Origin of the sequence: Xylanimonas protaetiae (assembly GCF_004135385.1) — a bacterium.
Lineage (GTDB): Bacteria > Actinomycetota > Actinomycetes > Actinomycetales > Cellulomonadaceae > Xylanimonas > Xylanimonas protaetiae.
In genome coordinates this window covers 82,419-96,926 of sequence record NZ_CP035493.1, presented here as the reverse complement: position 1 = coordinate 96,926, position 14,508 = coordinate 82,419, and the positions used below count along the sequence as shown (strand labels likewise).

The following is a 14,508-nucleotide window of genomic DNA, read 5'->3' as shown; positions in this document are numbered from 1 at the left end:
CTGCTCCACGCGCACCGATCGAAGGAGATCCCATGTCCGCACGCACGCAGCGCCGTCGCCTCGTCGCCGGCGTGACGACGGCACTGACCGCGGTCCTCCTGGCCGCGGCCTGCACCAGCAACGAGCCCGAGCCGACCGACGACGACACCGCCGGGGCGGCGGTCGCCCCCGGCAGCGACAACGACGAGCCGGGCGACAAGATCGTCATCGGCTTCTCCGCCCCGGCGTCCGACCACGGCTGGATGGGCGCCATCACGTCGGCCGCCCGCGCCGAGGCCGAGAAGTACTCCGACGTCACGCTCAACGTCGCCGAGGGCACCAACGACGTCAACCTCCAGATCAGCCAGATCGAGGGCTTCATCAACGACGGCGTCGACGCCATCGTGCTGCTCCCGTTCGACGGCGCGGCCCTCACCGACGTCGCGACGCGGGCGATGAACGCCGGCATCCCGGTGGTCAACGTCGACCGCGAGTTCTCCAGCCCGTTCGCCGCGCGTGCCACGATCCTCGGCGACAACTACGGCATGGGCGTCTCGGCGGGCACCTACATCTGCGAGAAGGTGGGCGACGACCCCGACGCCGTGATCGGCGAGATCGCAGGCATCGACTCGCTGCCGCTCACGCAGGACCGCAGCCAGGGCTTCGCCGACGCGCTGGCCGACTGCGGCCAGGAGGTCGACAACCGCGTCGCCGCGGACTTCACCGTCCAGGGCGGCGAGGCCGCCGCGACCAACCTGCTCCAGGCCGCCCCGAAGCTCACGGCCGTGTGGAACCACGACGACGACCAGGGCGTCGGCGTGCTCCAGGCCATCGAGAACGCAGGCCGCGACGAGTTCTTCATGGTCGGCGGTGCGGGGTCCGCCAACGTCATGCGGCACATCCAGGACGGCGACTCCGTCCTGGAAGCCACCGTCATCTACCCGTCCACGCAGGCGGCCGACGGCATCAAGCTCGCCCGCCTCATCGCCCAGAACAAGACCCTGGGCGACCTCGCCTCGCTCGGCGTGCCGCGCCAGATCCAGCTCTACGCCCCGGTAGTGACGGCGGACAACGTCGACGACTACCTGTCGATCGGCTTCGAGTCGTGACGCAGCACGCGCCCGACCTCGGCGTCGGGATGGTGGGCTACGCCTTCATGGGCGCGGCGCACTCCCAGGCCTGGCGCACGGCACCGCGGTTCTTCGACCTCCCGCTGACCCCGCGCCTGCGGGTCGTCGCCGGCCGCGACGCCGCGGCCGTGGCGGCGGCGGCCGAGCGGCTCGGTTGGGAGTCGTCGACGCCGTCGTGGCGGGACCTCCTGACGCGCGACGACGTCGACCTGGTGGACGTCTGCACGCCGGGCGACACGCACGCGGAGATCGCGGTCGCGGCGCTCGCGGCGGGCAAGCACGTGCTGTGCGAGAAGCCGCTCGCCAACACGGTGGCGGAGGCCGAGGCGATGGCCGCCGCGGCCTCCGCCGCGGCGGAGCGCGGCGTGTGGGCCTCGGTGGGGTTCACGTACCGCCGCGTCCCCGCGGTCCAGCTCGCGCGCCGCCTGGTCGAGGCGGGGCGGGTCGGCCAGGTGCGGCACGTGCGCGCGCAGTACCTCCAGGACTGGGTCGCGGACCCGCAGGTGCCGCTGTCCTGGCGGCTCGACAGGGCGAAGGCCGGGTCCGGGGCGCTCGGCGACATCGGCGCCCACGTCGTCGACCTCGCCCAGTTCGTCACGGGCGAGCGGCTGACGGGCGTCAACGGGATCCTCGAGACGTTCGTCCGGGAGCGCCCGCTCCCCGCGTCGTTCAGCGGCCTGAGCGGCGCGGCGGGCACGGGGACGGGCCCGGTCACGGTCGACGACGCGGCGGTGTTCCTGGGCCGGCTGTCCGGCGGCGGCCTGGCGACCTTCGAGGCGACCCGGTTCGCGTGGGGGCGCAAGAACGCCCTGCGCCTCGAGGTCAACGGCTCGGCGGGCTCCGTGGCCTTCGACCTCGAGGACATGAACGTCCTGCACTTCTTCGACGCCGCCGAGGACCCGCAGACGGCCGGCTTCCGTCGCATCCAGGTCACCGAGCCCGTGCACCCGTACGGCGGACACTGGTGGCCGCCCGGCCACGGGCTCGGCTACGAGCACGCGTTCAGCCACCAGGTGGTGGACCTGCTCGGCGACATCGCCGCGGGCCGCCAGCCGGAGCCCTCGTTCGCCGACGGCCTCGCGGTGCAGCGCGTGCTCGACGCCGTCGAGCGCAGCGCCGGCGCGCAGGGCGCCTGGGTCGACCTGCCCTGACCGCGCCGACGACGACCGTCCCGACCACCCGCTCGAACGCCACCCGAGGAGCCACCATGGCGCGTCCCGTCACCCTGTTCACCGGCCAGTGGGCCGACCTCCCGCTCGAGGAGGTGGCCCGCCTCGCCTCCGGCTGGGGCTACGACGGCCTCGAGCTCGCCTGCTGGGGGGACCACCTGGACCCCTGGCGCTGGGACGACGACGCGTACGTCGCCGACCGGCTCGCCCTGCTGGACCGGTACGGCCTGAAGGTCTGGGCGATCTCCAACCACCTCAAGGGCCAGGCGGTCTGCGACGACCCCATCGACCAGCGGCACCGCGACATCCTGCCCGACGTCGTCTGGGGCGACGGCGACCCGGAGGGGGTGCGGCAGCGGGCCGCCGAGGAGATGAAGAACACCGCCCGCCTCGCGGCCAAGCTGGGCGTGAAGACGGTCATCGGCTTCACGGGCTCCTCCATCTGGAAGTACGTGGCGATGTTCCCGCCGGCCTCGGAGGCGATGGTCGAGGCGGGCTACCAGGACTTCGCCGACCGCTGGAACCCGATCCTCGACGTCTTCGAGGAGGTGGGCGTCCGGTTCGCGCACGAGGTCCACCCGAGCGAGATCGCCTACGACTACTGGACGACGGTCCGCACCCTGGAGGCGATCGGCCACCGCGAGTCGTTCGGCCTCAACTGGGACCCGTCGCACATGGTCTGGCAGGACCTCGACCCGGTCTCGTTCCTGTGGGACTTCAAGGACCGCATCTTCCACGTCGACTGCAAGGACACGAAGAAGCGCCTGGGCAACGGCCGCAACGGCCGCCTGTCCTCGCACCTGCCCTGGGCCGACCCGCGCCGCGGCTGGGACTTCATCTCGACGGGCCACGGCGACGTCCCGTGGGAGGACGCGTTCCGCATGCTCAACACCATCGGCTACGAGGGCCCGATCTCGGTGGAGTGGGAGGACGCGGGCATGGACCGCCTGGTCGGCGCGCCCGAGGCGCTGGCGTTCGTGCGTCGTCTCGCGTTCGACGCTCCGGCCGCGGCGTTCGACGCCGCGTTCTCGGCGCGCTGACCGGCCTACGGCCGGCGCAGCATGACGACGTCGTCGTGCGTGTGCCCGCCGACGTCGTACGTCCGCGTCCCGACGACGACGAAGCCGTGCTTGCGGTAGAACGCCTGCGCCCGCAGGTTCTGCCCGTTGGTGCCGAGCCACAGGGGCAGGGGAGCGGAGTGCCCGTGCGCCGCCGAGAGCTCCGCGGCCGCGGCGATCGCCCCGCGCATGAGCTCCGACGACGTCCCGCTCCCGAGCGCGAGCGGGTGCGCGTAGATCTTGGAGAGCTCGACCGACGTCCCGTCGCCGCGCGTCGCGGCGGCGACGACGTGGGCCTCCTCGACGCCGTCGGGCGTCCCCAGGTGGAGCAGCGCGTAGCCCACGAGCTCGCCGCCGCGGGCCGCGACGAGCAGCGCGTGGTCCGCGCTGCGTGCCCACCGCGCGAACGCGCCAGGCGTCAGGTGCATGGCGATGTGGCGCGCCATCTCGTCGACGGCGGTGCCGGGCGGGCAGGCGAGCGGGAAGGTGGTGGCGGCGAGCCACGCGATCTCGGCGGCCTCCGCGGGCTCACCAGGGCGGACGACGACGGTATCGGCGGCGGGACGTGTGGGCACGGGCCGAACCTAGCCCCACGCCGGGCCGGCGGCTTGGGCCGGCGCGCCTGCGGTGTGGGCGCCGTCACCGTCCCTCAGGTTGTCCCCGCCTGGGGGGCCGTGTAATGTTCTCGAAGTCAGCCCGACGGGCCGACGGACTCCACGCCGCAAGGCAGCCGCAAGGTGGGAGGCCGCGCCGGGGACTGAAACTCACACCGCAAGTTTCTGAGGGGCTTAGTGCGCTCTCAGGACGTGTAGTGTGGGGCCCTCCGAACGACAATTCTTGTCGATTCCGGTTCCGGTTCTTCCGGAAACACGGATTAGGCAAGAAGGAAATCGTCTGGTAGGTTAGAGACATCGCCCCGGAGCGAAACGGAAAAGCGAAGAGCTTACCGGTTCGGATGGTGTGCGTCGGTTGTTTGAGAACTCAACAGTGCGTTTGATAGTCAATGCCAAATATAACCCTCGTCGGGTCACCGTTGTGGTGGTTCGGGAGGATTCCTTTGGACAGATGAGCAGTTCAGCTCGTCTGGCCAGTTTTCAAGCACCGTATGGTTGTTATCCTGGGTTTTGTCCGGGGTGGCGATATTCTTTTACGGAGAGTTTGATCCTGGCTCAGGACGAACGCTGGCGGCGTGCTTAACACATGCAAGTCGAACGGTGAAGCCCTTCGGGGTGGATCAGTGGCGAACGGGTGAGTAACACGTGAGCAACCTGCCCTCCACTTCGGGATAAGCCTTGGAAACGGGGTCTAATACCGGATATGAGCTCTGCCTGCATGGGTGGGGTTGGAAAGTTTTTCGGTGGGGGATGGGCTCGCGGCCTATCAGCTTGTTGGTGGGGTAATGGCCTACCAAGGCGTCGACGGGTAGCCGGCCTGAGAGGGCGACCGGCCACACTGGGACTGAGACACGGCCCAGACTCCTACGGGAGGCAGCAGTGGGGAATATTGCACAATGGGCGAAAGCCTGATGCAGCGACGCCGCGTGAGGGATGACGGCCTTCGGGTTGTAAACCTCTTTCAGCAGGGAAGAAGCGTAAGTGACGGTACCTGCAGAAGAAGCGCCGGCTAACTACGTGCCAGCAGCCGCGGTAATACGTAGGGCGCAAGCGTTGTCCGGAATTATTGGGCGTAAAGAGCTCGTAGGCGGTCTGTCGCGTCTGGTGTGAAATCCCGAGGCTCAACCTCGGGCTTGCATCGGGTACGGGCAGGCTAGAGTGCTGTAGGGGAGACTGGAATTCCTGGTGTAGCGGTGGAATGCGCAGATATCAGGAGGAACACCGATGGCGAAGGCAGGTCTCTGGGCAGCTACTGACGCTGAGGAGCGAAAGCATGGGGAGCGAACAGGATTAGATACCCTGGTAGTCCATGCCGTAAACGTTGGGCACTAGGTGTGGGACCCATTCCACGGGTTCCGTGCCGCAGCTAACGCATTAAGTGCCCCGCCTGGGGAGTACGGCCGCAAGGCTAAAACTCAAAGGAATTGACGGGGGCCCGCACAAGCGGCGGAGCATGCGGATTAATTCGATGCAACGCGAAGAACCTTACCAAGGCTTGACATGAACCGGAAAAGTGCAGAGATGTGCTCCCCGTAAGGTCGGTTCACAGGTGGTGCATGGTTGTCGTCAGCTCGTGTCGTGAGATGTTGGGTTAAGTCCCGCAACGAGCGCAACCCTCGTCCCATGTTGCCAGCGGGTTATGCCGGGGACTCATGGGAGACTGCCGGGGTCAACTCGGAGGAAGGTGGGGATGACGTCAAATCATCATGCCCCTTATGTCTTGGGCTTCACGCATGCTACAATGGCCGGTACAGAGGGCTGCGATACCGTAAGGTGGAGCGAATCCCAAAAAGCCGGTCTCAGTTCGGATTGGGGTCTGCAACTCGACCCCATGAAGTCGGAGTCGCTAGTAATCGCAGATCAGCAACGCTGCGGTGAATACGTTCCCGGGCCTTGTACACACCGCCCGTCAAGTCACGAAAGTTGGTAACACCCGAAGCCCATGGCCCAACTCGTAAGAGGGGGAGTGGTCGAAGGTGGGACTGGCGATTGGGACTAAGTCGTAACAAGGTAGCCGTACCGGAAGGTGCGGCTGGATCACCTCCTTTCTAAGGAGCTCACCAACATCCGCCGTGCAGGCTTGCCTGGGGTGGGTGTTCATGGTGGACCACGCGCCGGCCGAACGTGCTGGTGGTGGTGCTCTGGGTGGAACATTGACTAGAAGACTGCTGCTCGGTCGTGAGCTTGCTAGTACGCCTCTCTTGGGGGTGGGAACGCGGGGTGACGGGTTCGGGTGGTGGTCGTGGACGCACTGTTGGGTCCTGAGGCAACCGGCCGCGGGACGTGCCCCTGTCAGGGGTGGGTCTGGTCGGGAGTCTTGGTACAGGTCACCAGATGGCCCGGACCGCTCCACCACGTCTCGAGAGTTCTTCTCGGGGTGGGGGTTGGGGTTGGCGGGTCTGGTCGGTGGGTCTGTCCGTTGCTTGAGAACTGCACAGTGGACGCGAGCATCCAAGATGTTCAAGCACCTTCTCCTTGTGGGAGGGTGTTCCTGAATGTCTCTGTAGTGTGAAACGCAAAGAGTACTTAACGACTCAACGCTTTTGTTGAAGTTTTTAAGGGCACAGGGTGGATGCCTTGGCACTAGGAGCCGAAGAAGGACGTCGTAGCCTGCGATAAGCCTCGGGGAGTTGGCAAACGAGCTGTGATCCGAGGATGTCCGAATGGGGGAACCCACCTGCAGTCATGTGCAGGTACCCGCACCTGAATATATAGGGTGTGTGGAGGGAACGCCGGGAAGTGAAACATCTCAGTACCGGCAGGAAGAGATATTCCGTGAGTAGTGGCGAGCGAAAGCGGATGAGGCCAAACCGTACACGTGTTAAAGCTGTCAGGCGTTGCGTGTGCGGGGTTGTGGGACCTTCTGGGGAGATCTGACAGTCTCCCAACCAGTGAGAAAGCCGCGTCATAGTCGAACCGCATTGAGAGGCGGACCGTAGAGGGTGCTAGTCCCGTAGACGAAATGATGCGGCCTGGTGGAGGGGATCCCAAGTAGCACGGGGCCCGAGAAATCTCGTGTGAATCTGGCAAGACCACTTGCTAAGCCTAAATACTACCTAGTGACCGATAGCGGACTAGTACCGTGAGGGAAAGGTGAAAAGTACCCCGGGAGGGGAGTGAAATAGTACCTGAAACCGTGTGCCTACAATCCGTCGGAGCCTCCCTAGCTGGGGTGACGGCGTGCCTTTTGAAGAATGAGCCTGCGAGTTAGTGCTCGGTGGCGAGGTTAACCCGTGCGGGGTAGCCGTAGCGAAAGCGAGTCCGAACAGGGCGTGATAGTCGCCGGGTCTAGACCCGAAGCGAAGTGATCTAGCCATGGGCAGGCTGAAGCACTGGTAAGACAGTGTGGAGGGCCGAACCCACCAGGGTTGAAAACCTGGGGGATGACCTGTGGTTAGGGGTGAAAGGCCAATCAAACTTCGTGATAGCTGGTTCTCCCCGAAATGCATTTAGGTGCAGCGTCTCGTGTTTCTTGCCGGAGGTAGAGCTACTGGATGGCCGATGGGCCCTACCAGGTTACTGACGTCAGCCAAACTCCGAATGCCGGTAAGTTTAAGCGAGGCAGTGAGACTGCGGGGATAAGCTCCGTAGTCGAGAGGGAAACAGCCCAGATCACCGGCTAAGGCCCCTAAGCGTGTGCTCAGTGGGAAAGGATGTGGAGTTGCACAGACAACCAGGAGGTTGGCTTAGAAGCAGCCACCCTTGAAAGAGTGCGTAATAGCTCACTGGTCAAGTGATTCCGCGCCGACAATGTAGCGGGGCTCAAGCACACCGCCGAAGCCGTGGCAGCGCAGCGACACCCAAGCCGCGAACTTGATTCGTTGGTTCAGGGGCTGTGCTGGGTAGGGGAGCGTCGTGTGGACAGTGAAGCCGCGGGGTGACCCAGTGGTGGAGACTACACGAGTGAGAATGCAGGCATGAGTAGCGAATGACGGGTGAGAAACCCGTCCGCCGAATGACCAAGGGTTCCAGGGCCAGGTTAATCCGCCCTGGGTAAGTCGGGACCTAAGGCGAGGCCGACAGGCGTAGTCGATGGACAAGGAGTTGATATTCTCCTACCGGCGAAGAACCGCCCATACCGAACCCAGGAATGCTAAACGCCCCAAGGGCGCCATCGTGGTCTTCGGACCACACCGGCGCCGGCGGCGCGTGACCCGACCTGGCAGTAGGTAAGCGTATTAACAGGGGTGACGCAGGAAGGTAGCCCGGCGTGGCGATGGTAGTCCACGTCCAAGGCCGTAGCCCGACACCTAGGCAAATCCGGGTGTCACACAGGGTGAGAGCTGATAGTGACCGCGTATGCGGGAAACGGGTGATCCTCTGCTGCCAAGAAAAGCCTCGACGCGAGGTTCTAGCCGCCCGTACCCCAAACCGACTCAGGTGGTCAGGTAGAGAATACCAAGGCGATCGAGCGAATCGTGGTTAAGGAACTCGGCAAAATGCCCCCGTAACTTCGGGAGAAGGGGGCCTGAACCGTCAACCACCTAGCGTGGGGACGCGGGGAGGGCCGCAGAGACCAGGGAGAAGCGACTGTTTACTAAAAACACAGGTCCGTGCGAAGTCGCAAGACGATGTATACGGACTGACGCCTGCCCGGTGCTGGAAGGTTAAGAGGACGGGTCAACCTTTGGTGAAGCCCAGAATTTAAGCCCCAGTAAACGGCGGTGGTAACTATAACCATCCTAAGGTAGCGAAATTCCTTGTCGGGTAAGTTCCGACCTGCACGAATGGCGTAACGACTTCTCCGCTGTCTCAACCGCGAGCTCGGCGAAATTGCACTACGAGTAAAGATGCTCGTTACGCGCAGCAGGACGGAAAGACCCCGGGACCTTTACTATAGCTTGGTATTGGTGTTCGGTGCAGTTTGTGTAGGATAGGTGGGAGACTATGAACCCCGGGCGCCAGCTCGGGGGAGTCAACGTTGAAATACCACTCTGACTGCAACGGATATCTAACCTCGGTCCGTCATCCGGATCAGGGACAGTGCCTGGTGGGTAGTTTAACTGGGGCGGTTGCCTCCCAAAATGTAACGGAGGCGCCCAAAGGTTCCCTCAGCCTGGTTGGCAATCAGGTGTCGAGTGCAAGTGCACAAGGGAGCTTGACTGTGAGACCGACAGGTCGAGCAGGGACGAAAGTCGGGACTAGTGATCCGGCGGTGGCTTGTGGAAGCGCCGTCGCTCAACGGATAAAAGGTACCCCGGGGATAACAGGCTGATCTTGCCCAAGAGTCCATATCGACGGCATGGTTTGGCACCTCGATGTCGGCTCGTCGCATCCTGGGGCTGGAGTAGGTCCCAAGGGTTGGGCTGTTCGCCCATTAAAGCGGTACGCGAGCTGGGTTTAGAACGTCGTGAGACAGTTCGGTCCCTATCCGCTGCGCGCGCAGGAAACTTGAGAAGGGCTGTCCCTAGTACGAGAGGACCGGGACGGACGAACCTCTGGTGTGCCAGTTGTACTGCCAAGTGCACCGCTGGTTAGCTACGTTCGGGAAGGATAACCGCTGAAAGCATCTAAGCGGGAAGCCTGCTTCAAGATGAGGTTTCCATGAACGCAAGTTCTGAAGGCACCCAGCGAGACCACTGGGTAGATAGGCCGGATGTGGAAGGCAGGACCAACGACTGCCGCAGCTGACCGGTACTAATCAGCCAACAACTTCAACACACACACTTACACTTGCTACGCGTCCACTGTGCGGTTCCCGAGAAACGGGCAACCACCCCCACCCCCGCCCCCGACCAGGGCGGGAACACGGGGGCACCCGACAACTCGATACTGTTACGGCGGTCATAGCGTAGGGGAAACGCCCGGTCCCATTCCGAACCCGGAAGCTCAGCCCTACAGCGCCGATGGTACTGCCCTGGAGACGGGGTGGGAGAGTAGGACGCCGCCGGACACCCTTCACGAAAGACCCCGCACCCCACGTGCGGGGTCTTTCGCATTTCATGGACAGGACGTCAGGCCTGACTTGGGTCAAGAGCCTTAGTGCCTTGCGGGCTTCCTGATCGCGTCGAGGATGGCCTGCTTGTCGGCGGGGATGGCGGGTTCGGCGTCGCGGATGACGCCGTTGATCTCGATGGTCGCGGAGCGCAGTGGTCGTAGCTCGCGCAGGACTTTCCGGATGGACAGTCCGGTGCGGTCCTGGATCGTGCGGGAGACGGCCAGCGCGGTGAAGACGATGGTGAGGTGGGCTTCGATCGCGTCGCGTGTCCTCGCGAAGAAGGGTCTGGCCTGCAGGTCTGTCTTCGACATCCGGAAGGACTGCTCGACGTGCCACAGATCGTGGTAGCTGGAGATGACCTCGCCTGGGGCCATGACCGTGGCGGGGATGTTCGTGACGTAGCCCTTGAGGCCGGCGACCTTCCGCGCCCTGGCCAGGGCGGTCTCGTCGAGGGTGCGGGCGGTTCCGGTGGTCTTGACGAACCGGGTGGCGCGGGCGGGCTTGTCACCGTCGATGACTGATCGGGCGCGGTCCTCCTGCGCGGTCAGGGTCCGGTTGTCTCTCGCGAACCTCTTCGCGGAGTAGGCCCACACGGCCCGCCATGACGCCGGGGTCCCGGTCTTCGTCCACACGGGCTCGGCCTTGACGTTGACGTCATTGACGGGCGTCGCGCCGCGGTGCTTGGGGGTGATCGTGTCGATCATCTGCCCGTCGGTGAACACGGTGCCGTGCCACCGGTAGTGCGAGGCCAGGTCGAGGGGCGCGGTGGTCTGGCGGGAGCCGACGATGAAGGAGAACCCGGCGTCGTCGAGCTCGCGCAGGTTCGCACCGGAGAGCATGCCGGCGTCCGCGACGATGACCATGCCCTCGATGCCGTGCCTGGCTTGGAAGGACTTGATGACGGGCAGGATCGTGAGCGTTTCGGCCTTGTTCCCCTCGAAGCAGCCGATCTCGAGGGGGAACCCGGTCCTGTCTACGAGGAGGCCGACGACGATCTGCGGGTCGACGCGACGTTCTTTGGAGTAGCCGACCTTGCGCAGGTCGTCTTCCTTCTCCGCTTCGAAGTAGAGCGTGGTCACGTCATACAGCACGAGGGACACATCATCGCTGGCCTGCGCGAACGTGAAGCACGCCTTCGCGATCAGGTCCCGGTACCGGCCGTCCTGCGCCCGCTTCAACGTCCGCTTCCGCGTGGACAGCGACGCGGCGACCCGGCCCAGGTCGGACAGGACCCGGTCGACGTCGAGCAGCGAGGTCGGCTCCACGATCCGCGCGATCACCAGGTCGCGGAAGGTGTCGTCGCCGACGATGTCGAAACCGAGCTCGTCGAACACGCCCCCGATCGCGTCGTACAGGATCCGGGAGAACGAGCGCCGCAGCAGGGGCGCGGGCATCCACCCACGCGCACGGGAGGGCGTCTGCCCGAACAGGGCCGGCGGCTGCGGGACGGGAATCAACGGGGCGTACCTCGACACGGCCTGCAGGCCAAGGTCGAGCTCCAACTGCTGGTCACCCTTGATCAGATCGGCCGCCTCATCCATCAACAGGCCGAGCGCGACCTCGTCATGCGCCGACCCGACATGCCGCACGATCCGCCGCCGCCCGTTCACGGACTCGACGATCTGGACCGCCGTCGCACCCGACGCCGTCCTCACCCGCCGAACCCACACCACCCCGGCAGCGTACTTAGTGCCTCCAGGAGGACACTAACCCACAGAGCCACGACCATCACCGCAGGTCAGAGAACTGCGGATCGCGGGCTGTGGAGAACCTGACCGAAGTCAGGTCAGGGCACGAACGTCGCCAGCGCGGGCGCCGAACGGTTGCCCGCCGGGTCGACCGTCCGCACCGCCGAGGCGAAGACCCCGACGTAGCTGGTGCCCGGGATGCCGTACGCGGCCGTGAACAGGTCGCCGGCCCACAACTGCAGCACGTCGTACCGGAGCGAGGCCGCGGGATCGACGGGATCGGTCGCCGCGGTCCACGTGGTGGTGAACTCGTAGGTGTCCTCGTCCAGGCGCACGGTCGGTGAGCCGGGGCTGCCGGGTGCGCTGAGGTCGGGGCTGCGAGGCTCGACGGGGGCGGTCACCGGGGAGCTTGCGGCGGTGACGCTCCCGCTGACGTGGAACCCGCGGACGGTGAACGTGTGCGTCCCCGCGGCCAGGCCGCTGAGCGTCACACGCTCGCCCTTGACGACGGCCTCGGCGCGGCCGGCGTCGTACACGAGGAAGCGGTACGGGTCCATGGCGGCGTACCGGTCCCAGGCGAGGGAGACGGAGCCGCCGGAGCGGGCGGTGACCGTCAGGCCGGTGACGGCCGGCCAGGCACCGGTCGTGAAGCGCACGGGAGCGCTGGGGGCGGACACGTTGCCCGCCCGGTCGACGGCGACGACGTCGAGCGTGTACGTGGTCTCGGCCTTCAGGCCGCCGAAGTCGGTCCGCGACGGGCTGGTGGTCGGCTGCTGGCGATCGGCGCCTCGCAGGACGTACCACTTCAGGCCGCCGGCGTCGGTGGAGCCGGTGAACGCGACCGTGACGACGGTGGGCGTCACTGCGAGGACGCGCAGGTTCGTGGGGGCGGTGGGCGGTGTCGTGTCCGCCGCGGTGGCCGTCGGGACGACGGTGAGCAGGAGGAACAGCGCCGCCACGAGGGCGACGGCAGAACGGATGACGGGTCTCATGATCGGCCTCCAGGAGGAGAGGGAGGCGCGGGGCTGCTCCAGGCGCCCCTAAGGAAGACGACGCAGCGCCCGCCACGGTTCATCTCAGGAGGAGCAGAGCAGGTCGCCCACTAGACTGGCGGCCATGTCCACCATCTCTCGTGACGAGGTCGCGCGCGTGGCTGTGCTGGCCCGCATCGACCTGCGCCCGGAGGAGATCGACCGGCTGGCCGGCGAGCTCGACGTCATCGTCGAGTCCATCGCGAAGGTCAACCAGGTCGCCACCCCCGACGTGCCCGCGACCAGCCACCCGCTCCCGATGACCAACGTGTTCCGCGAGGACGTCCCGGTGCCGCCTCTGCCGGTCGAGGACGTGCTGGCGGCCGCGCCGGGCTCGGAGGACGGCAAGTTCCTCGTCCCGCAGATCCTCGGGGAGGAGTGAGATGACCGACGTGACCCGGCTGTCCGCCGCCGCGCTCGCGACCCGCCTCCGGGGCGGCGAGATCACGAGCGTGGAGGCCACGCAGGCCCACCTCGACCGCATCGCCGCCGTCGACGGCAAGGTCAACGCGTTCCTGCACGTCAGCGCCGAGGAGGCGCTCGCCACCGCGCACGACGTCGACAAGCGCCGCACCGCGGGCGAGGAGTTGCACCCGCTCGCCGGCGTGCCCATCGCCGTCAAGGACGTCGTCGTGACGAAGGGCCTGCCGACGACGGCCGGCTCGAAGATCCTCGAGGGCTGGGTCCCGCCCTACGACGCGACGCTCGTCGAGCGCATCAAGGCGGCGGGCCTGCCGATCCTCGGCAAGACCAACATGGACGAGTTCGCCATGGGCTCCAGCACGGAGCACTCGGCGTACGGGGACACGCACAACCCCTGGGACCTCGACCGCATCCCCGGCGGCTCGGGCGGTGGCTCGGCCGCTGCCGTGGCCGCCTTCGAGGCGCCGCTCGCCATCGGCACCGACACGGGCGGCTCGATCCGCCAGCCCGGCGCCGTCACGGGCACCGTCGGCGTGAAGCCCACCTACGGCTCCGTGTCCCGCTACGGCCTCATCGCCATGGCGTCGAGCCTCGACCAGGCCGGCCCCGTGACCCGCACGGTGCTGGACTCGGCGCTGCTGCACGAGCTCATCGGCGGGCACGACCCGCGCGACTCGACGTCGATCCCCGAGGCGCTGCCGTCCTTCGCGGACGCCGCCCGCCTGGGCGCGACGGGCGACCTCACGGGCGTCAAGGTCGGTGTCGTCACCGAGCTGCAGGGCGAGGGCTACCAGGCCGGCGTCCTCGCGCGGTTCCAGGAGTCGCTGACGCTGCTCGAGAAGGCCGGCGCGGAGCTCGTCGAGGTGAGCTGCCCGCACTTCCCGTACGCGCTCGACGCGTACTACCTGATCATGCCCGCGGAGGCGTCCTCCAACCTCGCGAAGTTCGACGGCATGCGCTTCGGCCTGCGCGTCGAGCCCACCGAGGGTCCGGTCACGGCCGAGCGCGTCATGGCCGCCACCCGCGGCCAGGGCTTCGGCGACGAGGTCAAGCGCCGCGTCATCCTCGGCACCTACGCGCTGAGCGCCGGCTACTACGACGCCTACTACGGCAGCGCGCAGAAGGTCCGCACGCTCATCCAGCGCGACTTCGACGCCGCGTTCGCCCAGGTGGACGTGCTCGTCAGCCCCACGGCCCCGACGACGGCGTTCAAGCTGGGCGAGAAGCTCGACGACCCGCTGGCGATGTACCTCAACGACGTCGCCACCATCCCGGCGAACCTGGCCGGCGTGCCGGGCATCTCGGTGCCCAACGGCCTGTCGGACGACGGCCTGCCGGTCGGGTTCCAGATCCTGGCCCCGGCGAAGGCCGACGACCGCCTCTACCGCGTCGGCGCGGCGCTCGAGGGCCTCCTCGAGACCCAGTGGGGCGCCACCCTGCTGTCGAACGCGCCCGAGCTCTGAAGACGGAGAACGAAA

At 66.3% G+C, this 14,508-nt stretch carries 8 protein-coding genes and 3 rRNA genes; 8 read left to right on the top strand and 3 right to left on the bottom strand.

Going from position 1 to position 14,508, the window contains the following annotated elements:
• Positions 1-32 precede the first annotated feature (32 nt).
• The 3 genes from ET471_RS00480 to ET471_RS00470 are packed head-to-tail and all read left to right on the top strand — an operon-like array spanning position 33 to position 3,318.
• Positions 33-1,088, top strand: coding sequence for a substrate-binding domain-containing protein (locus ET471_RS00480; protein ID WP_129186109.1), 1,056 nt, complete (start codon positions 33-35; stop codon positions 1,086-1,088).
• Between the two features lie 29 nt (positions 1,089-1,117).
• On the top strand, positions 1,118-2,260 hold the full coding sequence (locus ET471_RS00475) for a Gfo/Idh/MocA family protein (RefSeq protein WP_129190580.1): 1,143 nt from the start codon (positions 1,118-1,120) through the stop codon (positions 2,258-2,260).
• A 56-nt stretch (positions 2,261-2,316) separates the two neighbouring features.
• On the top strand, positions 2,317-3,318 hold the full coding sequence (locus ET471_RS00470) for a sugar phosphate isomerase/epimerase family protein (RefSeq protein WP_129186108.1): 1,002 nt from the start codon (positions 2,317-2,319) through the stop codon (positions 3,316-3,318).
• Positions 3,319-3,323: 5 nt separating this feature from the next.
• On the opposite strand, the gene ET471_RS00465 is transcribed toward ET471_RS00470, so the two are convergent.
• Entirely contained in the window at positions 3,324-3,911 is a 588-nt protein-coding gene (locus ET471_RS00465) for a GNAT family N-acetyltransferase (RefSeq protein ID WP_129186107.1), read from the bottom strand.
• A gap of 571 nt (positions 3,912-4,482) precedes the next feature.
• On the opposite strand from ET471_RS00465, the gene ET471_RS00460 reads away from it, so the two are divergent.
• From ET471_RS00460 to rrf, 3 genes are all read left to right on the top strand, one after another.
• Positions 4,483-5,998 (top strand): 16S ribosomal RNA (locus ET471_RS00460).
• 497 nt (positions 5,999-6,495) lie between these two features.
• Positions 6,496-9,611 (top strand): 23S ribosomal RNA (locus ET471_RS00455).
• Positions 9,612-9,726: 115 nt separating this feature from the next.
• Positions 9,727-9,843: ribosomal RNA gene (gene rrf, locus ET471_RS00450) — 5S ribosomal RNA — on the top strand.
• The 16S, 23S and 5S rRNA genes sit together here, the layout of an rRNA operon.
• An 86-nt stretch (positions 9,844-9,929) precedes the next feature.
• Here rrf and ET471_RS00445 read toward each other — a convergent pair.
• Together ET471_RS00445 and ET471_RS00440 are read right to left on the bottom strand one after the other, a co-directional pair.
• The gene (locus ET471_RS00445) at positions 9,930-11,561 is read right to left on the bottom strand and encodes an IS1634 family transposase (RefSeq protein ID WP_129186106.1); all 1,632 of its coding nucleotides are present in this window, start codon (positions 11,559-11,561) and stop codon (positions 9,930-9,932) included.
• A gap of 113 nt (positions 11,562-11,674) precedes the next feature.
• The gene (locus ET471_RS00440; protein WP_129186105.1) at positions 11,675-12,568 is read right to left on the bottom strand and encodes a fibronectin type III domain-containing protein; all 894 of its coding nucleotides are present in this window, start codon (positions 12,566-12,568) and stop codon (positions 11,675-11,677) included.
• Positions 12,569-12,692: 124 nt separating this feature from the next.
• Here ET471_RS00440 and gatC point away from each other — a divergent pair, with 124 nt between their 5' ends.
• Entirely contained in the window at positions 12,693-12,989 is a 297-nt protein-coding gene (gene gatC / locus ET471_RS00435; protein ID WP_129186104.1) for an Asp-tRNA(Asn)/Glu-tRNA(Gln) amidotransferase subunit GatC, read from the top strand.
• Position 12,990: 1 nt separating this feature from the next.
• Entirely contained in the window at positions 12,991-14,493 is a 1,503-nt protein-coding gene (gatA, locus tag ET471_RS00430) for an Asp-tRNA(Asn)/Glu-tRNA(Gln) amidotransferase subunit GatA (RefSeq protein WP_129186103.1), read from the top strand.
• Positions 14,494-14,508: the final 15 nt, after the last annotated feature.

What these genes read in the sequence shown, in the direction of transcription:
- ET471_RS00480 (WP_129186109.1), top strand. Translation starts at nt 33, where the DNA reads ATGTCCGCACGCACGCAGCGCCGTCGCCTCGTCGCCGGCGTGACGACG.
- ET471_RS00475 (WP_129190580.1), top strand. Translation starts at nt 1,118, where the DNA reads ATGGTGGGCTACGCCTTCATGGGCGCGGCGCACTCCCAGGCCTGGCGC.
- ET471_RS00470 (WP_129186108.1), top strand. Translation starts at nt 2,317, where the DNA reads ATGGCGCGTCCCGTCACCCTGTTCACCGGCCAGTGGGCCGACCTCCCG.
- ET471_RS00440 (WP_129186105.1), bottom strand. Translation starts at nt 12,568, where the DNA reads ATGAGACCCGTCATCCGTTCTGCCGTCGCCCTCGTGGCGGCGCTGTTC.
- gatC (WP_129186104.1), top strand. Translation starts at nt 12,693, where the DNA reads ATGTCCACCATCTCTCGTGACGAGGTCGCGCGCGTGGCTGTGCTGGCC.
- gatA (WP_129186103.1), top strand. Translation starts at nt 12,991, where the DNA reads ATGACCGACGTGACCCGGCTGTCCGCCGCCGCGCTCGCGACCCGCCTC.